This window comes from Thioalkalivibrio sp. ALE30 (assembly GCF_000377465.1).
Taxonomy (GTDB): domain Bacteria; phylum Pseudomonadota; class Gammaproteobacteria; order Ectothiorhodospirales; family Ectothiorhodospiraceae; genus Thioalkalivibrio.
Window position 1 is genome coordinate 642,159 of the sequence record NZ_KB898168.1, and the last position, 22,637, is coordinate 664,795.

Annotated in this window: 25 protein-coding genes and 1 tRNA gene; 4 read left to right on the top strand and 22 right to left on the bottom strand. The window is 65.3% G+C overall.

Annotation, left to right across the window (positions count from 1 at the left end):
* Nucleotides 1–15 precede the first annotated feature (15 nt).
* From flgK to D107_RS0102975, 12 genes are all read right to left on the bottom strand, one after another.
* Entirely contained in the window at nucleotides 16–1,911 is a 1,896-nt protein-coding gene (flgK, locus tag D107_RS0102920) for a flagellar hook-associated protein FlgK (protein ID WP_018880738.1), read from the bottom strand.
* Between the two features lie 62 nt (nucleotides 1,912–1,973).
* Complete coding sequence (gene flgJ, locus D107_RS0102925; RefSeq protein ID WP_018880739.1) at nucleotides 1,974–3,011, bottom strand: flagellar assembly peptidoglycan hydrolase FlgJ; 1,038 nt, start codon at nucleotides 3,009–3,011, stop codon at nucleotides 1,974–1,976.
* On the bottom strand, nucleotides 3,011–4,228 hold the full coding sequence (locus D107_RS0102930) for a flagellar basal body P-ring protein FlgI (RefSeq protein WP_018867338.1): 1,218 nt from the start codon (nucleotides 4,226–4,228) through the stop codon (nucleotides 3,011–3,013). Before D107_RS0102930 ends, flgJ begins: the two co-directional genes overlap by 1 nt.
* A gap of 27 nt (nucleotides 4,229–4,255) precedes the next feature.
* The gene (gene flgH, locus D107_RS0102935; RefSeq protein WP_018867337.1) at nucleotides 4,256–4,954 is read right to left on the bottom strand and encodes a flagellar basal body L-ring protein FlgH; all 699 of its coding nucleotides are present in this window, start codon (nucleotides 4,952–4,954) and stop codon (nucleotides 4,256–4,258) included.
* A 4-nt stretch (nucleotides 4,955–4,958) separates the two neighbouring features.
* On the bottom strand, nucleotides 4,959–5,747 hold the full coding sequence (flgG, locus tag D107_RS0102940; protein ID WP_018873722.1) for a flagellar basal-body rod protein FlgG: 789 nt from the start codon (nucleotides 5,745–5,747) through the stop codon (nucleotides 4,959–4,961).
* A gap of 45 nt (nucleotides 5,748–5,792) precedes the next feature.
* Nucleotides 5,793–6,533: a flagellar basal-body rod protein FlgF gene (flgF, locus tag D107_RS0102945; RefSeq protein ID WP_018867335.1), complete on the bottom strand. Its 741-nt coding sequence runs from the start codon at nucleotides 6,531–6,533 to the stop codon at nucleotides 5,793–5,795.
* 32 nt (nucleotides 6,534–6,565) lie between these two features.
* Entirely contained in the window at nucleotides 6,566–7,804 is a 1,239-nt protein-coding gene (gene flgE / locus D107_RS0102950; protein WP_018877827.1) for a flagellar hook protein FlgE, read from the bottom strand.
* Between the two features lie 37 nt (nucleotides 7,805–7,841).
* Nucleotides 7,842–8,516 (bottom strand): flagellar hook assembly protein FlgD, encoded by a 675-nt coding sequence (locus D107_RS0102955; RefSeq protein ID WP_018867333.1) that lies wholly within the window; start codon nucleotides 8,514–8,516, stop codon nucleotides 7,842–7,844.
* Nucleotides 8,517–8,527: 11 nt separating this feature from the next.
* Complete coding sequence (flgC, locus tag D107_RS0102960; protein ID WP_018876821.1) at nucleotides 8,528–8,947, bottom strand: flagellar basal body rod protein FlgC; 420 nt, start codon at nucleotides 8,945–8,947, stop codon at nucleotides 8,528–8,530.
* A gap of 27 nt (nucleotides 8,948–8,974) precedes the next feature.
* Nucleotides 8,975–9,382 (bottom strand): flagellar basal body rod protein FlgB, encoded by a 408-nt coding sequence (gene flgB / locus D107_RS0102965; RefSeq protein ID WP_038028802.1) that lies wholly within the window; start codon nucleotides 9,380–9,382, stop codon nucleotides 8,975–8,977.
* A gap of 218 nt (nucleotides 9,383–9,600) precedes the next feature.
* On the bottom strand, nucleotides 9,601–10,416 hold the full coding sequence (locus tag D107_RS0102970; RefSeq protein WP_026279283.1) for a protein-glutamate O-methyltransferase CheR: 816 nt from the start codon (nucleotides 10,414–10,416) through the stop codon (nucleotides 9,601–9,603).
* Between the two features lie 205 nt (nucleotides 10,417–10,621).
* Nucleotides 10,622–11,560, bottom strand: a complete 939-nt coding sequence (locus D107_RS0102975; RefSeq protein ID WP_018867329.1) for a chemotaxis protein CheV — start codon at nucleotides 11,558–11,560, stop codon at nucleotides 10,622–10,624.
* Nucleotides 11,561–11,855: 295 nt separating this feature from the next.
* Between D107_RS0102975 and flgA the strand changes: the two genes are divergently transcribed.
* The 4 genes from flgA (at nucleotide 11,856) to D107_RS0102995 (ending at nucleotide 14,267) form a co-directional block, all read left to right on the top strand.
* Nucleotides 11,856–12,545: a flagellar basal body P-ring formation chaperone FlgA gene (flgA, locus tag D107_RS0102980; protein WP_018880740.1), complete on the top strand. Its 690-nt coding sequence runs from the start codon at nucleotides 11,856–11,858 to the stop codon at nucleotides 12,543–12,545.
* Nucleotides 12,546–12,651: 106 nt separating this feature from the next.
* Nucleotides 12,652–12,966: a flagellar biosynthesis anti-sigma factor FlgM gene (flgM, locus tag D107_RS0102985; RefSeq protein ID WP_018877831.1), complete on the top strand. Its 315-nt coding sequence runs from the start codon at nucleotides 12,652–12,654 to the stop codon at nucleotides 12,964–12,966.
* A 15-nt stretch (nucleotides 12,967–12,981) separates the two neighbouring features.
* Nucleotides 12,982–13,467 (top strand): flagella synthesis protein FlgN, encoded by a 486-nt coding sequence (locus tag D107_RS0102990; RefSeq protein ID WP_018867326.1) that lies wholly within the window; start codon nucleotides 12,982–12,984, stop codon nucleotides 13,465–13,467.
* 83 nt (nucleotides 13,468–13,550) lie between these two features.
* Entirely contained in the window at nucleotides 13,551–14,267 is a 717-nt protein-coding gene (locus tag D107_RS0102995) for a flagellar brake protein (protein WP_018867325.1), read from the top strand.
* Between the two features lie 72 nt (nucleotides 14,268–14,339).
* On the opposite strand, the gene D107_RS0103000 is transcribed toward D107_RS0102995, so the two are convergent.
* The 10 genes from D107_RS0103000 to D107_RS0103050 all read right to left on the bottom strand — a co-directional run.
* Nucleotides 14,340–14,416 (bottom strand) — tRNA-Pro (locus D107_RS0103000).
* Between the two features lie 300 nt (nucleotides 14,417–14,716).
* A complete protein-coding gene (locus tag D107_RS0103010; protein WP_018867324.1) occupies nucleotides 14,717–15,073 on the bottom strand; it encodes a MerR family transcriptional regulator in 357 nt (118 codons plus the stop codon).
* Complete coding sequence (locus D107_RS0103015) at nucleotides 15,057–15,356, bottom strand: integration host factor subunit alpha (RefSeq protein WP_018867323.1); 300 nt, start codon at nucleotides 15,354–15,356, stop codon at nucleotides 15,057–15,059. Before D107_RS0103015 ends, D107_RS0103010 begins: the two co-directional genes overlap by 17 nt.
* A gap of 4 nt (nucleotides 15,357–15,360) precedes the next feature.
* A complete protein-coding gene (gene pheT / locus D107_RS0103020) occupies nucleotides 15,361–17,721 on the bottom strand; it encodes a phenylalanine--tRNA ligase subunit beta (RefSeq protein WP_018880741.1) in 2,361 nt (786 codons plus the stop codon).
* Nucleotides 17,721–18,749, bottom strand: a complete 1,029-nt coding sequence (pheS, locus tag D107_RS0103025; protein ID WP_018876827.1) for a phenylalanine--tRNA ligase subunit alpha — start codon at nucleotides 18,747–18,749, stop codon at nucleotides 17,721–17,723. Before pheS ends, pheT begins: the two co-directional genes overlap by 1 nt.
* A gap of 143 nt (nucleotides 18,750–18,892) precedes the next feature.
* Entirely contained in the window at nucleotides 18,893–19,252 is a 360-nt protein-coding gene (gene rplT / locus D107_RS0103030) for a 50S ribosomal protein L20 (protein ID WP_017925358.1), read from the bottom strand.
* Between the two features lie 20 nt (nucleotides 19,253–19,272).
* Complete coding sequence (rpmI, locus tag D107_RS0103035; RefSeq protein WP_017942014.1) at nucleotides 19,273–19,470, bottom strand: 50S ribosomal protein L35; 198 nt, start codon at nucleotides 19,468–19,470, stop codon at nucleotides 19,273–19,275.
* Nucleotides 19,471–19,572: 102 nt separating this feature from the next.
* On the bottom strand, nucleotides 19,573–20,091 hold the full coding sequence (gene infC, locus D107_RS0103040) for a translation initiation factor IF-3 (protein ID WP_081618407.1): 519 nt from the start codon (nucleotides 20,089–20,091) through the stop codon (nucleotides 19,573–19,575).
* Nucleotides 20,092–20,113: 22 nt separating this feature from the next.
* Nucleotides 20,114–22,030, bottom strand: coding sequence for a threonine--tRNA ligase (thrS, locus tag D107_RS0103045; RefSeq protein ID WP_018880742.1), 1,917 nt, complete (start codon nucleotides 22,028–22,030; stop codon nucleotides 20,114–20,116).
* 366 nt (nucleotides 22,031–22,396) lie between these two features.
* A partial coding sequence (locus tag D107_RS0103050; protein WP_026280730.1) for a transposase occupies nucleotides 22,397–22,637 on the bottom strand: 241 nt, incomplete at its 5' end.

The window sequence follows — 22,637 nt, forward strand, 5'->3', positions numbered from 1 at the left end:
ATCTCCCGGTGGGCGCTAGCGGCGGAAGGCGCCGAGCAGTGAGTCGAACAGCGAGTTGCTGACCGAGATGACCTGGGCCGCCGCCTGATAGGCCTGCTGGTAGCGGATCAGATCCGCCGCCTCTTCGTCCAGATTGACGCCGGACACTGCCTCACGCTGCGCCCGCGCCTGTGCCAGCTGCGCATCGGCGGACTCCTGCGCGACCTGGGCCTGCCGGGTGCGCGTGCCGACATTGGCCAGCAGGCTGTTGTAGCCATCCCCGAAGGTCCGGTCACCGCCCACCAGGCGCTGATCCGACAGCTCGTTCATCGCCAGCATGTTGCGATTGTCGCCGGGATACCCCTCGTTGCTGCTGACCTTGAAGATATCCCCGTCCGCAGGCGCACCACGGACCTCCATTTCCCATCCATTGAACTCAATGGTTGTCACACCATCCTCACTGAGCTCAAATTCTTCTCCATCGATCACGAAAGCGCCCCGGTCCCCGATGTCAGCATCGAACACAACCTCATCGGGGTCGTCCGCGGGTAGAGCTTCCAAATCGATGGTCGGGTCTGCTGCTCGCACAGACGCGATCGCGGCATCCCCGGCGTTGTCATCGCCAAGGTCGGCCCGCACGGCGCTGGCTGCAGCGATCCGACTAGGGTCGGTCATCTCCACCGACAGGTCGCGCGACCCATTGCGGGTCGGCTGGATCAGCCAGCCATCCCCTTCCACCTGTCCGCCAATCGTAGCCGTATCCACAATGATCCCATCCGCCTCAAGGACTCCATTGCCACTCGCTACGACCTCACCATCCGACAGCTTCCGTAGTTCATAGTCCGTACCGTTATAACTCAGGCGGTAATCGGACGTGGTCAGGTCGCGCACGTCTCCGAATTCGACAGACGGAACATCATCAGACTCATTGCCGGGGAATCCACGTACCGCCGGATCACCAATCCCGAAGATATCCGCGCCCAGATTGCCCTCCAGGTCCAGCCCGAGGTTGTTCTGCTGGTTGTATTCCGCCCCGATGCTGATCGCGAGCCGGCCCAGGGTGTTCTGGGCCTCGTCGATGATCCCGGTGCGCGTCTCCAGCAACGCACCCAGCTCGCCGCCCTGGATGAAGCGGGAGATGTTCACCGGGTCGCCACTGGTGGCCAGCCCGATGTCCGGGGAGCGCGGGTCGCCCGTGAGCGACTCGGCCACCAGCTCGCGGTTGTTGCCACCCAGTACCAGGGCCTGACCGTTGCCGACGAAGACGTTGACCGCTCCGTCATCCTGCTCGGTGATGCGGACGTTGACCTTCTCCGCCAGCTGGTTCAGCACCCGGTCGCGCTGGTCCAGCAGATCGTTCGGGGTGCCCTGCGTGGATTTGGACACGATCTCGCGGTTGAGCCCGGCGATCGCATCGGTCAGGGAGTTGATCTCCTCGACGTTGGTGCGGATCTGGCCATTAATGATGTCGCGCTGCTCCTCGATGCGCCGGTCGATCGAGGCAAAACGCTCGGCCAGGGATTCCGCCTCGGTCAGGAAGACCGTGCGCGCGGCACTGGACGTCGGGTCGTTGGCCAGATCCTGGCCGGCGTCGAAAAAGTCCTGCAGTACCGGCGTCAGACCGGAACTGGAACTGCCCAGCAGGTCGTCGATGCGCCCGGCCAGCGAGGCCTTCAGCTCGGCATTCGACTGATCCGAGATGGAGTTGCGCAGCTGGGTGTTCACGAAGTCGTCGGAGATGCGCCGAACCGTGTCCACCTGCACGCCCTGGCCCTGGAAGCTGCCCCCCAGGAACTGCGGCGTCAGGTTGGACAGCTCGGTGCGCTGCCGACTGTAGCCCTCGGTCGCGGAGTTCGCGATGTTGTTGCTGGTGGTGCCAATCGCGCGCTGGAAGGCCAGCAGCGCCGAGGTGCCAATCCCGGACGCGCTCATACCCGCGCCTCCCGCGAAACCGCTCGTTCAACCACCGGATTGGGCCATTTCTGCTTCATGCTCTACCCCTCGGTACGGGTAACGGCCGCATCGGCCGCGACTTGAGTCGATCCACTGCCCTGGTGCGCGGCCAACTGATCGCGCAGGCGCAAGACCTTGTCCGCATAGGCCGGATCGGTCGCGTAACCGGCATCCTGCAGTTCGCGGATGTACTGCGCGTCATCTCCAGCCTGCAGAGCCCGGTGGTAACGCGGATTGTTGCGAATGAAGTCGACGTAATCGGAGAACGACTCCGACGGATCGGCGTAGGCACGGAAGCGCGCCTGCTCCCGTTGCGCAACCCCCTCGCGGAATTCGAGGGTGCCCACGGAGACCTGATCCCCGTTCCATCGGCTGTCCGCCTTGATCCCGAACAGGTTGAAGCTCGGCTGGCCGTCGGCGCGCGACGGCACGTGCTGTCCCCAGCCGGTCTCCAGGGCACTCTGCGCCAGCAGGATGCCGGGTTCGACCCCGAGCTCCGCGGCCGCATCCCGCGCCAGGGGCTCCAGGCTCTGCACAAACTCGGCGGCGTCCCGCGGGGGCCAGGCGATGGGTGATGGCGCCGCCGCCCCCGCGCTCGGTTGCGGGGCCACAGCATCGGGGCGCTGCGGCCCCACCGGCTGCAACTCGGGCTCCACATCGCCCTGCAGTACGCGCAGGGTATCCAGTCCCGACCGCCGCTGCGGCAGTTCGAGTGCCGCCTGGCGATCCGGGTCATTCAAGGCCTCGGGATCTGCGGGTTGCTGCGCGGAGAGCTGGCGCATCAGGGCATCGCGCAGGCCGATGCCATCGCCCTGGCTCATGGCCTTGGCGAATTCCTGGTCCTGCATTTCCAGGTACATCTTGCTCTGGTCGTTGTCGAACAGGCCATCGCCCAGCGAGGCCTCGCGCATCTGCTTGAGCATCTGGCCAATCAGCATCGCCTCGAACTCGCGGGCGACGGCCTCCAGGCCCTTCTGATCGCCCGAACGCGCTCCCCGGGCCAGATCCTGCAGGCCGCTGGGGTCCGAGGCCAGGGCCGCGCGGGCCTGCATCTGGGTATCGACACCCGGGGTGATCATCAGATGACCACCAGCTCCGCGCGTAGCGCGCCGGCTTCGCGAAGGGCCTCCAGGATCGCGACCAGGTCGCCGGGGGCGGCCCCCACGTTATTCACCGCGCGCACGATCTCGTCCAGCGAGGTGCCCGGATCGAACAGGAACATGGTGTTGTCGCCCTCCTCGATCGCGATGTCGGTATCCGGCTGGATCGCCGTTTCGCCCGCGCCGAAGGGCGCCGGCTGGACGACCTGAGGGGCCTCACTGATCGTCACCGTCAGGCTGCCGTGCGAGACGGCGGCCGGGGTCACCTGCACGCTGGAGCCGATCACCACCGTCCCGGTGCGCGAGTTGACGATCACCCGCGCCGGTGGCGCACCACGTTCAATCGGCAGGCGCTCCAGCTCCGCGACAAAGCCGACCCGGTGATCCGGGTTGGACGGCGCGCGCACGCGCACCGACGATCCATCCAGGGCATGGGCGACCCCCTGGCCGAAGGTATCGTTCACCGTCTGTACCAGGCGGTTGGCCGTAGTGAAGTCCGGGCGGTGCAGATTCAGGGTGACATGATCCCCCTGGGCAAACGCGGTCGGGACCTCGCGTTCCACTGTGGCACCATTGGGGATCCGGCCGACACTCGGCACGTTCACGGTGATGCGCGAACCATCGGTCCCCTCGGCCCCGAAGCCCCCGACCACCAGATTGCCCTGGGCGATGCTGTAGGTCTGCCCGTCCGCCCCCTTGAGCGGCGTCATCAGCAGCGTGCCACCGCGCAGGCTGGTCGCGTTGCCCATCGACGAGACGGTCACGTCGATGCGCTGGCCGGACTTGGCGAATGGCGGCAGTTCGGCCGTCACCATCACGGCGGCGACGTTGCGCAGCTGCGGGTTGCCGGCATCCGGCGTCAGCCCGAGCTGGCCGAGCATATTGTTCAGGCTCTGCACGGTGAATGGCGTTTGGGTGGTCTGATCCCCCGTGCCGTCCAGGCCCACCACCAGGCCGTACCCGACCAGCTGGTTCTCGCGCACGCCGGAGACACTGGCCACGTCCTTGACTCGCTCCATGTAGCTGCGCTCCTGCATCGCCGCCTGCTGCTGGATGGCGGTCTGCGCCGCCACCGAAGCGCTCCCCGGACCGGCCACCAGCAGCGCTACCAGAACCAGCAGGGCCAAGCGCCGCCAGTCGCCGAGCGCCACGATCCGGCGGTCGTTCGCGGGTTGTTTGAGGGATATCGAGTCCATGTCGTACCTCGCCGCGCGCACGCTGCGTCAGAAGGGCCAGATCGGGCTGTTAAAGAAGCGCGTGATCCAGCCGGGGGTGTTGCTGTCCGCCAGCACGCCGGAACCGCCGTAATAGACACGAGCGTTGGCGACCTGCGTGGAGAGCACGGTGTTGTTGGTGGTCACGTCCACCGGGCGCACGATGCCGCGAAAGCGCACGTATTCTTCGCCCTGGTTGATCCCCAGCCACTTCTCGCCCTGCACGACCAGGTTGCCGTTGGGCAGGACCTCGGCCACGGTCACGGTAATCTCGCCGTCGAGCTGGTTGCTCTGCGAGGAATCCCCCGAGCCGTCGAAGTCACGCGAGCTCGAATTGCTCGCGCCAAAAAGGGGGCGCCCGTTGAAGGTGGCATCGCGGCCGAAGGCCGACAGGTTCCCCAGGTCGAGATTGGAATCCTTGCCCGTGGAGGTCGACGCCGACTTCTGCGCGTTGGTGCTCTCCGCCAGGATCACGGTGAGGATGTCGCCCACGTTGCGCGCCTTGTAGTCCTCGAAGAGGCCCTGGGAATGCGCCGCCTGGTAGATCCCGCCATTGTTCTGCGACTGCGGGACCGGCTGGGCAGGCATCACCGGGCGATATTCCGGGTTGTCGTCCGGCTTGGTTGTTTGCGTGGCGGCGCAGGCGGACAGCAGCAGTGCGGCGGTCACGGCCAGGGCCGGGCGGAGAACGGTTCCGAGGCGCGTCATCACATCACCCGATGGTCTGGTTGACGAACTGCAGCGATTGGTCAGCCGCGGAGATCGCCTTGGAGTTCACCTCGTAGGCGCGCTGGGTCTCGATCATGTTCACCAGCTCCTCGGCGATGTTCACGTTCGAGGTCTCCAGCGAGCCCTGCACCACGGTGCCGGTCCCGTTCAGGCCCGGCAGGGACTGCTGTGCCACGCCGGACGCGGCGGTCTCGCGGAACAGGTTCTCGCCCACCGCCTGCAGGCCCGCCGGGTTCACGAAGTCCGCCAGCTGGATGTTGCCCAGCTCCACCGGCGCCGCCTGACCCGGGATCTGCGCGGTCACCGTGCCATCCTTGCCGATGGCCAGGGACTGCGTGTCCTCCGGTACGAACAGACCCGGCTGCAGCGGGTAGCCGTTGGACATCACGACCTGGCCGTCCGAATTCAGCTGGAAGCTGCCGTCGCGGGTATAGCCGACGTTGCCGTCGGGCAGCAGGATCTGGAAGAAGCCGCGCCCCTCGATGGCGATGTCCAGCGAGTTGTCCGTCTGCTGCAGGTTGCCCTGCTGGAACATCTTCTCGGTGGAGACGGCGCGCACGCCGGTGCCGATCTGCAGGCCCGAAGGCAGCTGCTGATCCTGGGTGGCCTGGGCGCCCGGCTGGCGCACCGTCTGGTATATCAGATCCTCGAATACCGCCCGGTCCTTCTTGAAGCCCGTGGTATTCACGTTGGCCAGGTTGTTCGAGACCGTCGACATGCGCGTGTGCTGCGCGTCGAGGCCGGTCTTGGCGATCCACAGTGCCTGGTTCATGGTGTTCTCCTGTTTTCTCTCAAGTGCCGCGCGAGTCCCGGGAAATTACCCGAGGCCCAGCAAGCGGTTACTGCTCTGTTCCAGCGTGTTGGCGCTGTCCATCATCTTCACCTGCATCTCGAAGTGACGGGACAGCTCGATCATTCGGGTCAGGGCCTCCACCGTGTTCACGTTGCTGCCCTCCAGCATTCCGGAGACCACGCGAACCTCGGCATCCGCCGGGGCCTCGCCACCATCCGCCAGGCGGAACAGGCCGTCATCACCCCGTTGCAGGTCGTCCGTATCGGGGTTGACCAGGCGGATGCGTTCCACGGCTGCCAGGGCCTCCGGACCCACGCCCAGCGGGCGCACGCTGATCGTGCCGTCGGTGCCAATCTCGATCTGCTCCGCCGGCGGGATGGCAATCGGCCCGCCATCCCCCAGGACCTGGTGACCCTGCGCGGTGCGCAGCAGGCCAAAGGCATCCACATGCAGCGAGCCGGCCCGGGTATAGCCCTCCTCCCCTTCCGGTCCCTGCACCGCGATGAACCCCTCACCCTCAATGGCGATGTCCAGATCACGGCCGGTGCTCTGCATCTTGCCCTTGCTGAAATCCACAGCCTCGTTCCCCACCTGGGTGTAGTCCCGCGAGGCATAGCCCGGGCCGCGTACCGGCACCGTATCCGCGGTGGCCAGGGCCTGGCGGAAGCCGTCGGTGTTGGCGTTGGCGAGGTTGTGATTGTTGATGGCCTGTGCGTGCATCGTCTCCTTCGCACCGGACATCGCGATGTACAGAAATCGATCCATGCTCAAGCCCTCTTTACTAACTTATCCGATACTTAGCGGATATTGATGATCGTCTGGGTGACCTGGTCGGCTGTGGAGATCGTCTGCGCATTCGCCTGGAAGTTGCGCTGCGCGGTGATCAGGTTCACCAGCTCCTGGGCGATATCCACGTTCGAGGCCTCCAGCGCCCCAGCCTGCACCGACCCCAAGTTGCTGGATCCGGGCCGATCCAGGCGCACATCACCTGCTGCAAAGGTTTCGGCCCAGTTGTTGTCACCCAGCTGTTCCAGGCCCTGCGGATTGGGGAAATTCGCCAGCGCAAGCTGACCCAGCTCCGTCGACTGCCCATTGGTGAAACGAGCGAACACCACGCCGGTTTGATCGATGTCGATACCGGTGAGCTGTCCAGAGGCAAAACCGTCCTGGTTCAGGTCATTGACGGAAAAATCTCCGCCGAACTGGGTCGTACCGTCGAAGTCGATATCGAAGACCAAATCATCCGCCCCATCCAAGGTCGCTCCTGGAACGGTCAAACCATCAGGGTCCGGAACCACAGCGGCCAACGCGCCGTCCGATCCAAACTGCAAAGCCAGGGCGTCTACCCCGCCGGGATAATCGACCTCCTGCAGCGAACCGTCCTCCCTGCGTACCGCCACATGGGCATTCCACTCGTTCTGCCCCGTCTTGACGAAGTAGATGTTGGCGTCCCGCGCAATGCCCAGAGAGTCATACATCGTGAGCGAGGTCGAGAAGTTGTAGGTCTCCGGATCCTCGAGATCGAAATCCGCCGGATCGGCGCTCAAGGCCGGCGCATCCGAACGCAAATTGATCAGTGCCTCGAGATTCTCGGTGGCCTGGGGCGCGGCCGTATCGGTTTGCAGACGCAAGTCCCCGAGATTCGTACCACCCGCCTCGTCATAGCCCTGCAGGCGCAGGCCCTGGTTGTTCACCAGGTACCCGTCGCGGTCGACCTGGAAGGCCCCCGCCCGGCTGTACACCGTGCTGCCCTGGTCGTTCAGGACGAAGAAGCCCTCGCCGTTGATCGCCAGGTCCAGGCCGTTCTCGGTGAACTCGGTCCGTCCCTGCGAGAACTGCTGGGTGACCGCCTGCAGTCGTGTGCCGGAGCCGATGGCTGTCTGGCTGATCCCGCCGAAGCTCTGGGCGAACACATCGCCGAACTCGGCACGGGAACGTTTAAACCCCGTGGTCCCCGAGTTGGACACATTGTTACCGGTGGTCTGCAGATCGGCCTGGGCCGCGTTGAGTCCGCTCAATCCGATATTGAAGGGCATGGGGTGTTTCCTCCGTCAGGGTTCTTGTTGCGGGGCGTCAGCCGCCAATCCGCCGTACATCCGAAAAGCTGATCTCGCCCAGGCCCTGCACGGTCAGTGCCAGCCCGGAGTCACTGCCCACCGCGACGCTTTCCACGCGGGCATCCAGAAAGGTATCCACGGCCTCCGACTGGGTCCCGGAGCGGGCCGTGGCCTTGAATTCGTAGACGCCCGGTGGCGCGAAGGTGCCGTCGTCGCGCATGCCGTCCCAGGTGAACTCCTGCAGGCCGCTGCCGGCAGCGCCCATATTCATGCGGCGAATGCGCTCGCCATTCGGGCTGTACACGTCGATCTGCAGCTCTTCGGTGGCGCGCTCCAGATCGACCGCGCCGTTCACCCGCCCGTCGGGCCCCAGTTCGCCAAACTCGACGGGCACCAGTACATCCTTGCCAACCAGCGAAGCCGCCTGCAGCGTCTGGTTCTGCCCCAGGGACTGCGCCAGCTTCTCGAAGGACTTGGACAGCTGCTCGATGCCGGTCACGGTGGAGAACTGCGCCATCTGGCCGAGGAAATCACCGTTATCCATCGGCTCCATCGGGTCCTGGTTCTCCAGCTGGGTGGTCATCAGCTTGAGGAAGTCGGACTGCCCGAGGCGGTCCATCTCGCCTTCCGGCTTCTTCTCCGGGCGCGACAGGCCGAGGCGATCCAGCAATTCGGGGGAAATCTGTGTCATGGCGGGCTCCTCTAGCCTTGGCCGATCTGCAATGTGCGCTGGAGCAGCTGACGCGAGGTCTCCATCACCTCGACGTTCGCTTCGTAGTTGCGCGAGGCGGACATCATGTTGGCCATCTCCTCGACCACGCTGATCGCCGGGCGGAAGATGTAGCCCTCCTCGTTCGCCTGCGGATGGTGCGGCTCGTAGTGGGCCTGTGGCGGGGCCTGCGACTCGGTCACGCCGGCCACCCGCACGGACGTCGCCGCACCATTCGGGTTGGCCTGATCCATCACGCTCTGGAACAGCACCTGCTTGGCGCGATACGCTTCGTCCGGGTTGGTGGCGGCGGTGTTCGCGTTGGCCAGATTCGAGGCGACGGTATTCAGGCGCACCGACTGCGCCGACAGCGCCGAAGCCGAGGTATTGAACAGACTGAACATGTTGCTCACGACATCGATCTCCCGATCAGGCCCGCGTTAACGGTCGCCCCTCAGGGCTTCGCGGATGCCGGAGACCCGGCGGTTAAGGAATTCCAGACTGCTCTGGTACTGGATCGCGTTCTCGGCAAAGGCGGCACGTTCCATCTGCGGATCCACCGTGTTGCCATCCAGGGACGCCTGCGACGGGACGCGATAAAGCGCCTCGGCCTGCCCGTTCATCGCCCCGGCATTGGGGTCGATATGCGCCGCCTGGCTACGCGCCATGGGCAAGTGATTGCCGCTCCCAGCCGCGGACTCGAGCACCGCGCGAAAGTCGATATCGCGCGCCTTGTAGTTCGGGGTGTCCGCATTGGCGATGTTGGAGGCCAGCAGCTCCATGCGCTGGGCGCGCACGTTGACCGCCTGCGGCAGGATGCCCATCGCCTTGTCGAGAGAGAGACTCATCGTTTCCGTCCTGTCCGCCCGTGGCGGACCCTCGCTACCAGAACCGGGACGCAGCCATTGCGGCCCTTTGCGAGGAGACCGATGCAATCGCTATGCCAGCGACGGGAATCCGTCTCGGCTGGGGACGCCCTTAGCGGGAAACGTGGGAAGGGGGCAATTCGAGTCGCGGCCGCATTGCGCGGGCGTTTCGGACCTGGCGGCCCTGCGACGGAGGGGCGTCAGGATTTGAGCCGGAGGACCGAGCCGTAGTCGGTGCGAACCGTCTCGAAGGCCTTGGTGTACGGGCCGGCCGTCTCCGAAGCGCCAAGAAACAGATAGCCGCCCGGATTCATCTGCCGGGCAATACCGTCAAGAACCTGTCGCTTGGTCTCGCCGGAGAAATAGATCAGCACGTTGCGGCAGAACACCAGGTCGAACTTGCCCAGTGCCGCGTAGCTGTCGATCAGGTTGAGCTTCTGAAAACGACAGCGCCGCTGCACCTCGGGAACGACCTTGTGGCCGTCCGTCACGGTCTCGAAGAAGCGCGCGCGGCGGCTCTCGCTCAACCCGCGCACAATACTCAGGCCGTCGTAGACCGCCCGCCGGGCGTCATCCAGGATCTTCTCCGACAGGTCCGTCCCCAGGATGGATACCGGCACCTTGCGCGGGGGGCGGGATTCCTCCCACTCGGAGACGACCATGGAGATGCTGTAGGCCTCCTGGCCACTGGAACAGCCGGAAGACCAGACCTTGATGCTGCTTCCCTTCGCAGCCAGCTCCGGCAACAACACATGCCGGAGGATCTCGAACGGAAAGCCATCGCGAAACCACGAGGTTTCGTTGGTCGTCATCGCGTCGATCACACGGGTGCGCAGCCGCGGATTCGGGGCTTGCCGCATCGCGTGCAGGAGCTCCGGCACGCTCTTGAAGTCGAACTCGTCGAGCAGCCGGGACAGTCGGCTCGACACCAGATACTGACGGCTGTCACCCAGCACCAGGCCGCAGCAGTCCTGCAGGAAGCGGGAAAACTCCTCGTAATCGCGGGAATCGATCACCGGTTCATCCCCGAGCACAGTCCATGGTGATTAGCATCCTGATGACGAGTCCTTGACAGCGGCGCCCGCGCCACGAAACGCAGGGGGAATCCCCGGTAGCGGGTTTCAGTATACGGTGTCGCAGGCGGGACACGACACTGGGCCCTTGTCGGCCATGTGACGCCGCCCCGGCCTTGCCGGGCGGCAACCCCGTTCCCCCCGGCGGTCATTCGACCTGTTGATCCTCGCGCCCGGTCTGGTCGAGCACCGCGTTGGCCAGTTCGTCGGGGTTGAATTTCGAGAGAAACGCATCGGCCCCGGCGCGCTTGACCATGTCGGTATTGAACTCGCCGCTCAACGAGGAATGCAGCAGCACCTTCAGATCTTTCAGGGCGGGATTGTCCCGGATCCGCGCCGTCAGCGTATAGCCGTCCATGCGTGGCATCTCGATGTCCGAGATCACCAGCTCGATCTGGTCGCGAACCGGGCCCTCCCCGGCCTTCTGCTCCAGGAAGTCGAGCGCCTCCTGACCATCCTTGAAAACCTCGTATTCGAACCCGAGACCGCGAATCGCCCCCTCGATCTGCTTGCGCGCCACGACCGAGTCGTCAACGATCACGACCTTGCGCCCCCCCGCTGGCGTGGCGTCCGCTCGGATGGACTCGGAGACCTCGGTCGGCAGAGGATTGACGATCGAAAGCACCCGTTCCACGTCGATGATCTCGACCAGCTTGTTGTCGATCTCGGTGACCGCGACCAGGAAGGACTCGCGCCCCGTACCACGCGGAGGGGACTTCACATCCTGCCAGTTCACATTCACGATCCGGTCCACGGCCGACACCCAGAAGCCCTGCACCGAACGGTTGAACTCGGTGACCACCACCTTCTGGTCGCCGCTGTCGCTGGCACCGGCCGCGCTGCGCAGGCCCATGGCGCGCGCCAGATCGATAATCGGCACCGTGCCGCCCCGCAGCGTAGCCACACCGCGCACCACACTCATCGACCCCGGGATCTGGCGCAGCGGCGGCGACGGGATCACCTCGCGCACCTTGAACACGTTGATTCCGAAGGTCTGTGATCCACCCAGGTGGAACAGCAGCAGTTCCATCCGGTTCTGACCCACCAGCTGCGTTCGCTGGTTCACATCGTCAATGAATTGACTCATGGTGCTGCTCTCCTTGTCCCGCGCCCATCTGCCGCGAGCCGCTCCCGGGAGGTCAGTGTGCACCGCGCACCCCCGGGCTGTCATTTGCAATCGCCTGTATGCGCCTTCTGGCGCCGCTTCCCAGGGATAACGGCATTGAACGCCGGGCCTTGAGTCGGGCACCGCCCGGACAACTGGCATCAAACCTGCATAGCTTCGGGTCCGCGAACGGACGCGGCAGACCCGGGGTATTCCCTCGGGCGGCGAGGACCGGCATATGCATCCACATACAACCTGTACATCACGCTGCATCCCCATGGGGCTCATGGCTCTCGTGGCGTGGTTCGCGCTCTCCGTGCCGGCCCACGCCGAGATCCACCCCGTTGCGGAGATCCGCGCGGCCGCGGAACAGTTTCTGTTGCAGGAGCTGGACGCCGAACATAGCGACAACATCAATATCGAGATCGGCCAGCTCGACAACCGGCTCCGGCTGGCCTACTGCCATGACGGACTCAACGCCCGTTTCCCGCCCGGCGGCCGCCGCGACGGCAATACCGCGATCCACCTTCAGTGTGCGGGCCCGGTCACCTGGCAGCTGTATGTCCCGGCCACGGTGGAACGTTACGCTCAGGTGCTGGTGGCCAGTCGCAACCTCCCTCGCCAGCACACGCTGACCAGCGGCGATCTGCGCTTCCAGCGCATCGAGACGTCACGCCACGCGGGCAGTTATCATGAAGACAAGTCGGCCCTCATCGGTCAGCAGACCCGGCGCAGCATTCGTCCGGGCCAGATCATCGGCACACAGCACGTCACCCAGCGCGAGATCGTCAGCCGCGGCCAGCGGGTCACGATCCTTGCCGAAAACGGCTCGATCGCCATCCGCATGCAGGGCGAGGCCCTGGAAAACGGCAGCCTCGGGGACCGCATCCGGGTCAAGAACACCTCGTCCGGGCGCGTGGTCGAGGGCGAAATCCAGCCCTCCGGGCACGTCCGGGTGACACTTTGATGCCGACTCTGTGATCGGTGTTACAAAAACCACCGCCACAGGGCTACAGTTTCAGCACACGCGGCCGTAAACACTTGCAGCACAGTTACAACGACAGGACGGCACAATGGATATCAAGGGCCTCAATACGAACAGTCTGCGCCCCGACGGCCAGAGCTCCACGGTCAAGGGCCGCGAGGACTCCAGCGGCGCGCCCAACCGGGCGCAAGGGTCGGATAGCGCCGCGACCACCGGTAACGATTCGCTTACCCTGACCGGCGCCGCCCAGGCGATGAGTTCGGCCGCCAGCGCCGGCGAGAACGCCCCGTTCGACGCGGCGCGTGTGGCCGAGCTGCGCGAGGCGATCGCCAGCGGCAACTACCCGGTGGACAACGAACAGCTGGCCGACCGCATGATCGACCTCGAGCGCCTGCTGCGCTAATCACGGACCTCACCGATGAACACCGACACGCGCCATCGCCTGCTGCGCTCCCTGGAAACCTCGATCCGGCTGGCCCACCAACTGGAAGAGGCCCTGATCCAGGAGACCCGCGCGGTCGAGGCGCGCACCCCGGAGACCCTGCAGGAGGTCGTGGCGACCAAGCAGGGGCTGCTGCAGGAACTCGAGACCGAGACCCGCCAGCAGCGCGCTATCGCCGAGGCCGCGAGCGAGTCATTCACACCCGAGGGCATGGCCCGCCTGCTCTCGCGCATGGACGACGGTGCCGTCCTCAACGATCACTGGCAGGCCCTGCGCCAGTCCATCGAGCGCTGCAACACCCTCAACCAGGGCAACGCACGCCTGATCGATCGCGATCGCCAGCGCGTGGAGCTCTCCATGCAGATCCTGCGCGGCGAAGAGGCCGGCCCGGCGGCGACCTACGACCCCTACGGGCGCACCCGCCCCAACACCCGTGGCGGACGCCGTATCACACAAGCCTGATGCAGCTTATTCGCACCGATGCTGGCATTTCGGATGCTCGACCAGTACCTTGCGTCCTCACACCCAGCTAACGTCACGGACGCATGGACGAAACCGACTACACGGTCGACAAGCCGGACCGGATCGCCGGCATTCTCAAGGACCTGGACCACAAGCTCACCCTGGTCAGCGTCCGGCTCGACGCCGACGGCCCGCTGTACACTTCGGCCCTGGTCCGGCTGGACCCCGCCGCGAAGGAACTCTTTCTCGACGAACTGAATCCGCCGCGCGCGCACCAGCATGTCACCTCCGGTATGCCCCTGCGGGTATTCGCCGCGCTGCGCGGCGTGGCCGTACGCTTCTCCACCACCGTGGCCCGGATCGAACATGAAGAAGGCGGCGCCCTGTACGCCTGCCCCTACCCCGAAACACTGGAGCATCTCCAGCGCCGCGAAACCTTCCGCGTTCACATCCCCATGGCCCAGCGCCCGCAGATCGAACTGCGCGCGCCCGGCTGGAAGGACCCGGTCATCGGCGAGCTCGTCGATCTCTCGGGCCAGGGCATGTGCATCGAGCTGGCCACGGCCACGCTCGACACGCTGGAGACCGGCACCACCCTCGCGTTCACCAATCTGCTGCTCCCCGACGTCAGTGAGCGGCTCTCGGGCGACCTGCGCCTGGCCAACCGGCGGCGCAGTACGCGGGAGGGCTACGAATACGCCGGCTTCGAGATTGTCGGGATGACCCAGTGGCTGGAGCGCCAGACCAACCTCGCCTTGCTGCATTACCAGCGCGAGGCGCGTCGCCGCTCGATGGAATAGACCCGCCCGGACAAACTCGGACGTCAGACACAAAAAAGGCCGCTACAAGCGGCCTTTTTCATGCTTCCTGTTTGGTCGGGACGGCAGGATTTGAACCTGCGACCCTCTGCACCCCATGCAGATGCGCTACCAGACTGCGCCACGCCCCGAAGCCGCGAACTATATCCGATTCCCCGCCGTCACGAAAGCACCCAACACCCTCAAAGCGAACCGAGCGACTATCACGGTGATCGCGATCCGCACGGGCATTTTATTCACCACGGAGAGCACAGAGGGCACGGAGAAATGACTTGGAAACACAAGGCGGCGACACGGTTTCCTAGACGCGTCCAGCGAGACGACACACCCAACGCCCAAGACTTGGATCAGCGCCTCCTTAACGACCTTCTCCGTGAACTCCGTGCCCTCTGTGGTTCAAAAAGACTTTCTGAACGCGGGCACAAGGAAGGTCAGGCGCGGAGCGTGCGCAGTACGGACTCGAGCTCGGAGATGGTGTCCTGGATGATCTGCTGGGCCTGCTGGCGATCGCCCTTCGCCTCGTCACCGGAGAGCTTCTGGCGGGCCCCGTTGATCGTGTAGCCCTCCTCGTACAGCAGAGCCCGGATCTGGCGGATCAGGATCACGTCCTGGCGCTGATAGTAGCGGCGGTTCCCGCGGCGCTTCACCGGCGCCAGCATCGGGAATTCCTGCTCCCAGTAGCGCAGCACGTGCGGCTTGACCTGGCACAGCTCCGCCACCTCGCCGATCGTGAAGTAGCGCTTGCCCGGGATCGCGGGCAGTTCCTGGTGGTTACTCGCCTCCAGCATAGCTCTCTACCCGCTCGCGCAGTTTTTGCCCCGGGCGGAAGGTAACCACGCGTCGCGCGGATACCGGGATCTCCTCGCCCGTCTTCGGATTGCGTCCCGGACGCTGGTTCTTGTCGCGCAGGATGAAGTTGCCGAAGCCCGAGAGTTTTACACCTTCGCCTGCTTCCAGCGACTGGCGCATCTCCTCGAAGAACATCTCGACGAATTCCTTGGCCTCGCGCTTGTTGAGACCCAGTTCCTCGTTTAGCACGGCGGCAAGATCCGCCTTGGTAACAGCTGCCATCGCCTTATTGTCTCAGGGTTGCGTTGAACCGGGCCTGGAGATGCTGCATCACCGCGTCGGTGACGCCAGCCACATCCTGTTCGCCTAGGGTGCGATCAAAAGCCCGTAAAATCAAGCCCAAAGCAAGGCTCTTCTCGTCCGGATTCAAGCCCTTGCCCTGGTACAGATCAAACAGGCGGACATCCTGCACCAGCTCCAGGTCCAGCTCCCGGATGGCCGCCAGCACGTCGCCGGCGGCGACCGATTCGCCGACCACCACCGCCAGATCGCGCCGGATCGACGGATAGGGCGACAGCGGGCTGAACTGGGCCACCGGCGCGCGGGCCACGGCGACCGCGTCCAGGTCGAACAAGTAGACGGGCTCCACGTCGAATCGCTCGCACAGGGAGGGGTGCAACCGCCCGACCCAGCCAATCGCCTGGCCATCCACCAGGACGCGCGCCGACTGACCATCATGCAGCGCCGGGTGCCGTTCCATACGGAAGCCCAGCTCCCCGGAGAGCCGCTCGCAGAGGGTCTCCACCACCCCCTTCGCGTCAAAGAAATCGATCTTCCTCGGGGCCCCTTCCCAGTGCTCCGGTGCCGCCCGGCCGCCGAGCAGACCGGCCAGGCGTGCCTCCTGGCGCAAGCCCGAGGCATCCGGGACAAACCGCAGACCATGCTCGAACAGCCGCAGATCCGGTTGCTGGCGAGCCTGGTTGTACGCCGCGGTGGTTACCAGTCCCGGCCACAGCCCGGGGCGCATCACCGCCAGGTCGGACGAGATGGGATTGGCCAGGGCCAGGGGTTCGACGTCCGGATAGAACGCCCGGGCCGTGTCCGCCGCAACAAAGCTGAAGCTGATGATCTCGTGAAACCCGCGGCGCGCGAGCCCGTCGCGCAGTGACCGCAGGGCATTGTCCGGGGTCACCGGCGCCACGGGCGTCGGCAGGGTCTGCGGCAGGGCATCGTAGCCGTGCACCCGCGCCAGCTCCTCGATCAGGTCCTCTTCGCGTTCCAGATCGAACCGCGCGCGCGGCGCCCGCACCGACCAGCCATTACCGACCGTCTCGACCTCGCAGTCCAGCGCCCGCAGGATGCGTTCGATCTCGGCGCCATCGAGTGTGATCCCCAGCAGCCGCTGGACCCGCTCCGGGCGCAGGGTGATCGCGCTCTCCCGGTGCGGAGCCGGCGTCTCGCCGGTCTGCTCGATCGGGCCGCACTGCCCTCCGCAGATCGCAAGAAGAAGCTCTGTGGCGCGCTCCATGGCCCGGGGGACCAGGGTGGGATCGACCCCGCGCTCGAAGCGGTGCGAGGCATCGGTGTGCAACCCGTGGGCCCGGGCGCGGCCGGCCAGGGCACGCGGGGTAAAATGAGCGCACTCGAGGATTACCCGCGTGGTGGCGTCGTCGACCGCACTGGCGGCCCCGCCCATCACGCCGGCGAGCGCCAGCGGCCCATCCTCTTCAGCAATCACCACGTCCCTGGGCGACAGCTTCACCGTCTGCTCCCCACCCAGCAGGGTCAGGGATTCACCCCCTTCCCCGCGGCGCACGATGATCCGTTCACCGGCGCGCCCGGCATCAAAGGCATGCAGGGGCTGGCCCAGCTCCAGCATGACGTAGTTGGTCACATCCACGATGGCGCTTAGCGGACGCACCCCGGCACGCCGCAGGCGTTCCGTCATCCAGACCGGTGTGGCAGCCTTCGCGTCCAGCCCCTCCAGCACCCGCGCCGCATACAGCGGGCAGGCCTCCGCATCGCGGACCTCAATGGCCACACGGGCTTCACTGGCCACCTGCACGCCCGGCATGTCCGGGGCGTGCAGCGGGCGATCGAGCAAGGCCGAACATTCGCGGGCAATACCCCGCATCCCCAGGCAATCCGCCCGATTCGGGGTCAGGTCCACCTCGAGGATGGTGTCGTCCAGCCCGAGGGCCTCGCGCAGGTCCAGGCCGGCCTCCAGGTCCGATGGCAGCGCCATCAGTCCCGCCGCATCCTCGGACAGGCCCAGCTCGCGGGCCGAGCAGAGCATTCCCTCGGAGGCCACCCCGCGCAGCTTCGAGCGCTTGATCCGGAAATCGCCGGGCAAAACCGCCCCCACCACGGCCACAGGCGCACGCATGCCCTCGTGCACATTGGGCGCCCCGCACACGATGGTCAGCGGCTCCGCCGCGCCAGCCGCGACGCGGCACACGCGCAGGCGATCGGCATCCGGATGCGGCTCCACCGAAAGGACATGACCCACCCGCACGCCGCTGAAATCCGGGGCCGCGGGTTCCAGGGCGTCCAGCTCCAGCCCTGCCATGGTCAGGCGATGCCCCAGCGCCTCCGGGGTTTCGTCGATCTGCAGCCATTCCTGCAGCCACTGCACACTGATACGCATTAGCCTGTCTGCCCGAATTGCCCGATAAAGCGGATATCGTTGTCGAAGAACAGCCGGAGATCATTCACGCCGTGGCGCAACATCGCCATGCGCTCCACCCCCAGCCCGAAGGCAAAGCCCGTGTACTGCTCGGCGTCGATCCCGACGTGCCCCAGCACGTTCGGATGCACCATCCCGCAGCCCATCACCTCCAGCCAGCCGGTATGGCTACACACCCGACACCCCTCACCGCCGCAGTGCACGCACTGGATGTCGACCTCCGCCGAGGGTTCGGTGAACGGGAAGTAGGAGGGCCGAAACCGGGTGGCCAGATCATCACGGTCGAAAAAGGCCTGCAGGAAGGCGCTCAGCACACCGCGCAGATCCGCGAAGGTGATATCCGTATCCACGCACAGCCCTTCCACCTGATGGAACATCGGGCTGTGGGTCAGATCGGAATCACAGCGATACACCCTCCCGGGCGCGATGACCCGCAGCGGCGGCTTCTGCTGCTCCATGGTCCGGATCTGCACCGGCGAGGTATGCGTACGCAGCACCCGGTGGGCGTCGAAGTAGAACGTGTCGTGCATCGCCCGCGCGGGGTGATGCTCGGGGATATTCAGGGCCTCGAAGTTGTGGAAGTCGTCCTCCACCTCCGGTCCCTCGGCCACGCGGAACCCGAGACCGGCAAAGAAGGTCTCGATTCGTTCAAGCGTCTGCGTGATCGGGTGCAGGGCACCCGGCCCCGGCCGGCGCCCCGGCAGCGTCACGTCCACCCGCTCGCTGGCCAGCTGATCCGCCAGGGCCGCCTGCGCCAGCGCTTCCTTGCGCGCCTCGATCAGACCGGCGACCTCGGCCTTGGCTTCGTTCACCTTCTGGCCCGCGGCGGGGCGTTCCTCCGCCGTCAGCTTGCCGAGTTCCTTCAACTGGGCGGTAATCGACCCCTTCTTGCCCAGGTACTGCACCCGGACCTCATCCAGCGCCTTCAGGTCGGTGGCCGCCTCGATGCGGTCGCGCGCCTCGGCGACGAGCTGTTGCAGTTGCTCCACGTGCGTTCCCCGAAAATGATGGGCGACGGCTTACCCGCCGTCCCGGTGTTCCCTGTTCCCGAAACAAAAAAGGGAGGGCGTCGACCCTCCCCTTTCCGGGACCCGCCAGGCAGTGCCCGGCGGGTAATCCTGCAGGATCCTGCTCAGGCCGGCAGTGCGGCCTTGGCCTTTTCGGCGATCTTGCCGAAGGCGGTCAGGTCGTGCACGGCCAGATCGGCCAGGCTCTTGCGGTCGATCTCGATCTCGGCCTTCTTCAGACCCGCCATCAGGCGGCTGTAGGAGAGATCGAACTGACGGGCCGCCGCATTGATGCGGACGATCCACAGCGACCGGAACTGGCGCTTCTTCTGGCGACGGTCACGGTAGGCGTACTGGCCGGCCTTGATGACGGCCTGGTTGGCAACGCGGAAGACGTTCTTCCGGGCGCCGTAGTAGCCCTTGGCCTGCTTCAGGACCTTCTTGTGACGGGCGTGAGCGGTTACACCGCGCTTGACTCGTGGCATGTCTCGATTCCTCGGTCAGTTCAACGGTACGGCAGCAGCTTGCGCACGGCCGGGGCATCCGACTCGTGCACCATCGCCGGACTGCGCAGGTGACGCTTACGCTTGGTAGGCTTCTTGGTCAGGATGTGGCTGCGGTGCGACTGGAACCGCTTGAACTTCCCCGACCCGGTACGGGTGAAGCGCTTGGCCGCACCCCGATTGGTCTTGATCTTCGGCATTACTCTCTCCGGCATTTGGGGCCGTACCCGATTCGGGCCGGCCGTTTGTGAAAAGGCGATACGGGTATGCGGAGACCCGACCGCCCTTGTTGTCTGACCGGCCTACTTCTTCTTGCCGGTCAGCACCATGATCATCTGGCGCCCTTCCATCTTCGGGCGCTGTTCCACGACCGCAATATCGGCCATGTCCTGCTCGATCTTGTCGAGCAGCTCGCCACCGAGTTCCTGGTGGCGCATCTCGCGCCCGCGAAAGCGGATGGTGACCTTACCCTTGTCGCCGGCCTCGATGAACCGGCGCAGGTTGCGAAGCTTGACGTTGTAGTCGCCCTCGTCCGTACCCGGACGAAACTTCACTTCCTTGATCTGGATCTGCTTCTGCTTCTTCTTGGCTTCCTGCGCCTTCTTCGCCTGCTCGAACTTGTACTTGCCGTAGTCCATGATCCGGGCCACGGGCGGCTCGGCATTCGGCGAGATTTCGACCAGGTCCAGACCGCTTTCCGCGGCCATTTCCAGGGCCTCTGCAGTACTGCAGACGCCGCGATTCTCGCCCTCGGCGTCGATCAGTCGGATTTGCGGGCTGGTGATCTGATCGTTCAGGCGGACCGTTTTCGCTGCGCTAATAGCCTTCTCTCCAGTTCAAGGTTCAGTGTTGGCGACTCGCGACCTCCTCCCGGAGGCGCTCGCCGAAGGCCTCGAGACTCATCACGCCGAGGTCTTCTCCGCTTCGCGTGCGTACCGCGACCTGCCCGTTTTCCATTTCCTTGTCTCCAAGGACCAGCAGATACGGCACGCGCTTGAGCGTGTGCTCGCGAATCTTAAAGCCGATCTTCTCGTTTCTCAAGTCGGACTCGACCCGGAAACCCTTGTCCCGCAGCGTCTTGGTGACCTCGCGGGCGTAGTCGTCCTGGCGCTCGGTAATGGTCAGCACCTCGGCCTGCACCGGCGCCAGCCAGGTCGGGAAGTGCCCGGCGTAGTGCTCGATCAGCACGCCGAAGAAGCGCTCCACCGACCCCAGCAGCGCGCGGTGGATCATGATCGGGCGACGGCGCTCGTTGTCCTCGGCCACGTACTCCATGTCGAAGCGCTCGGGCAGGTTGAAGTCCAGCTGTACCGTGGAGCACTGCCATTCGCGGCCGATCGCGTCGTGGATCTTGATGTCGATCTTCGGTCCGTAGAACGCACCGCCGCCCTCGTCCACCGAATACTTCAGCCCCTTCTTCTCGATCGCCGAGCGCAGCGAAGCGGTCGCGTGCTCCCAGATCGCGTCGGAGCCGACCGCGTCCTCGGGCTTGGTCGAGAGGTTCACGTCGAACTTCTCGAAGCCGAAGGTCTGCAGGACCTCCAGCGTCAGGTCGATCACCGCCATCACCTCGGCCTCGATCTGGTCCTCGCGGCAGAAGATATGGGCGTCGTCCTGGGTGAAACCGCGCACACGCATCAGCCCGTGCAGCGCACCGGACATCTCGCGGCGGTACACCGTGCCCATCTCCGCCCAGCGCAGCGGCAGGTCGCGGTAGGAGTGCAACCGGTCCTTGTACATCAGCACATGGAACGGGCAGTTCATCGGCTTGAGCTGGAAGGCCTGATGCTCATCCTCCATCGGCTCGTACATGGACTCAGCGTAGAAGTCCGCGTGGCCGGAGGTCTTCCACAGCTCCAGGTTCGCGATGTGCGGCGACACGACGAAGTCGTAACCCGCCTTCTCGTGCATGTCGTACCAGTACTTCTCGATCTCGCGACGAATGCGCGCGCCCTTCGGGTGCCAGAACACCAGGCCGCCGCCGGCCTCGTCCTGGATCGAGAACAGATCCAGCTCCTGGCCGATCTTGCGGTGGTCGCGGCGCTCGGCCTCTTTCAGGCGTTCCAGGTATTCCTTCAGCTGGTCCTTGTTCGGCCAGGCGGTGCCGTAGATGCGCTGCAGCATCTCGTTGTCAGAGTCGCCGCGCCAGTAGGCGCCGGCCACCTTGGTCAGCTTGAAGGCCTTCAGCTTGCCGGTGGACGGGATATGCGGGCCGCGGCAGAGGTCGACGAAGTCGCCCTGCTTGTACAGCGAGATGTTCTCGCCCTGCGGGATGCTGGCAATGATTACGGCCTTGTACTCCTCGCCCATGTCGCGGAAGTACTTCACCGCCTCGTCGCGATCCATCAGCGAGCGCTCCACCGGCAGGTCCTGCTTGGCCAGCTCCTTCATCCGCTTCTCGATCTTCTCCAGATCCTCCGGCGTGAAGCCGCGGTCATAGGCAAAGTCGTAGTAGAAGCCGTTCTCGATGGTCGGGCCGATGGTGACCTGGGCCTCGGGAAAGAGCTGCTTGACCGCCTGCGCCATCAGGTGCGCGGTCGAATGCCGGATGATCTCCACCCCCTCGGGGTCGCGGTCGGTCACGATCGCGAGTTCGGCGTCATCGTCGATCTCGTGGCGGGCATCGACCAGCTGGCCATTCACCTTGCCGGCCAGGGTCGCCTTGGCGAGGCCCGGACCGATGTCCTTGGCCACATCCAGCACGGTGACCGGATGATCGAACTCGCGGCGGCTGCCGTCGGGGAGGGTTACTGCGGGCATTGCGAGGCTCCTTCGCCGACCCATACGCGGGGTCGAACGTCGCGTGTAAAAGATTGGAATTGCCGGAAACGACAACGGCGCGAAGCGTATCACACGCCCCGCGCCGTCGGCAGGTTTCCCGGCCAGCTGCCGGGATTCCCAAGGGAGACGCTGATTGAATCGCACGTCCGCGTTGGCGCCCCCTGTTTTCCGAGACAAGGCGCGTCGTGCAGCGGGTAGTGGTTCTACCCGCAAGCGGCGCAACGCAGGATCGGGGAACAGGGGGCACCAACCCCACAAGCCATTGAAAGCCGGGGCTCGGCCGCTTGGTTGTGTGCGTCAAGTTGTGCAGAAGTGAGTCAGCCATGTTCGGTTGGTCGGTATGGCTCAGGCGGCCTCGGCCTGCCTCAGCAGGATTTTCTTGTGCTCTTTGAGCAGATCCATGTTCAGGTAGCGGTTGTCCTCCAGCCAGCCTTCGTGGATTTCGACGGCCAGGGCCCGTACCAGGCGTAGACAGCTGTGGGTGTTGGGGAAGATCCGGACCACCCGGGTCCGGCGGCGGATCTCCTCGTTCAGCCGCTCGAGCATGTTGGTGCTCTTCATGTGCTTGTGATGGGCCCGCGGCAGG

Excerpts from the sequence above, each read along its gene's own strand:
- flgH (WP_018867337.1), bottom strand. The coding sequence starts at position 4,954 with ATGACGCGCCTCGGAACCGTTCTCCGCCCGGCCCTGGCCGTGACCGCC.
- flgK (WP_018880738.1), bottom strand. The coding sequence starts at position 1,911 with ATGAGCGCGTCCGGGATTGGCACCTCGGCGCTGCTGGCCTTCCAGCGC.
- flgA (WP_018880740.1), top strand. The coding sequence starts at position 11,856 with ATGGGGCTCATGGCTCTCGTGGCGTGGTTCGCGCTCTCCGTGCCGGCC.
- flgM (WP_018877831.1), top strand. The coding sequence starts at position 12,652 with ATGGATATCAAGGGCCTCAATACGAACAGTCTGCGCCCCGACGGCCAG.
- flgF (WP_018867335.1), bottom strand. The coding sequence starts at position 6,533 with ATGGATCGATTTCTGTACATCGCGATGTCCGGTGCGAAGGAGACGATG.
- thrS (WP_018880742.1), bottom strand. The coding sequence starts at position 22,030 with ATGCCCGCAGTAACCCTCCCCGACGGCAGCCGCCGCGAGTTCGATCAT.
- D107_RS0102955 (WP_018867333.1), bottom strand. The coding sequence starts at position 8,516 with ATGACACAGATTTCCCCCGAATTGCTGGATCGCCTCGGCCTGTCGCGC.
- flgJ (WP_018880739.1), bottom strand. The coding sequence starts at position 3,011 with ATGATCACCCCGGGTGTCGATACCCAGATGCAGGCCCGCGCGGCCCTG.
- rpmI (WP_017942014.1), bottom strand. The coding sequence starts at position 19,470 with ATGCCGAAGATCAAGACCAATCGGGGTGCGGCCAAGCGCTTCACCCGT.
- flgE (WP_018877827.1), bottom strand. The coding sequence starts at position 7,804 with ATGCCCTTCAATATCGGATTGAGCGGACTCAACGCGGCCCAGGCCGAT.
- D107_RS0102975 (WP_018867329.1), bottom strand. The coding sequence starts at position 11,560 with ATGAGTCAATTCATTGACGATGTGAACCAGCGAACGCAGCTGGTGGGT.
- flgG (WP_018873722.1), bottom strand. The coding sequence starts at position 5,747 with ATGAACCAGGCACTGTGGATCGCCAAGACCGGCCTCGACGCGCAGCAC.
- D107_RS0103010 (WP_018867324.1), bottom strand. The coding sequence starts at position 15,073 with ATGCTGGAGGCGAGTAACCACCAGGAACTGCCCGCGATCCCGGGCAAG.
- D107_RS0102930 (WP_018867338.1), bottom strand. The coding sequence starts at position 4,228 with ATGGACTCGATATCCCTCAAACAACCCGCGAACGACCGCCGGATCGTG.
- rplT (WP_017925358.1), bottom strand. The coding sequence starts at position 19,252 with ATGCCACGAGTCAAGCGCGGTGTAACCGCTCACGCCCGTCACAAGAAG.
- flgB (WP_038028802.1), bottom strand. The coding sequence starts at position 9,382 with ATGAGTCTCTCTCTCGACAAGGCGATGGGCATCCTGCCGCAGGCGGTC.
- pheT (WP_018880741.1), bottom strand. The coding sequence starts at position 17,721 with ATGCGTATCAGTGTGCAGTGGCTGCAGGAATGGCTGCAGATCGACGAA.
- D107_RS0102995 (WP_018867325.1), top strand. The coding sequence starts at position 13,551 with ATGGACGAAACCGACTACACGGTCGACAAGCCGGACCGGATCGCCGGC.
- D107_RS0103015 (WP_018867323.1), bottom strand. The coding sequence starts at position 15,356 with ATGGCAGCTGTTACCAAGGCGGATCTTGCCGCCGTGCTAAACGAGGAA.
- D107_RS0102990 (WP_018867326.1), top strand. The coding sequence starts at position 12,982 with ATGAACACCGACACGCGCCATCGCCTGCTGCGCTCCCTGGAAACCTCG.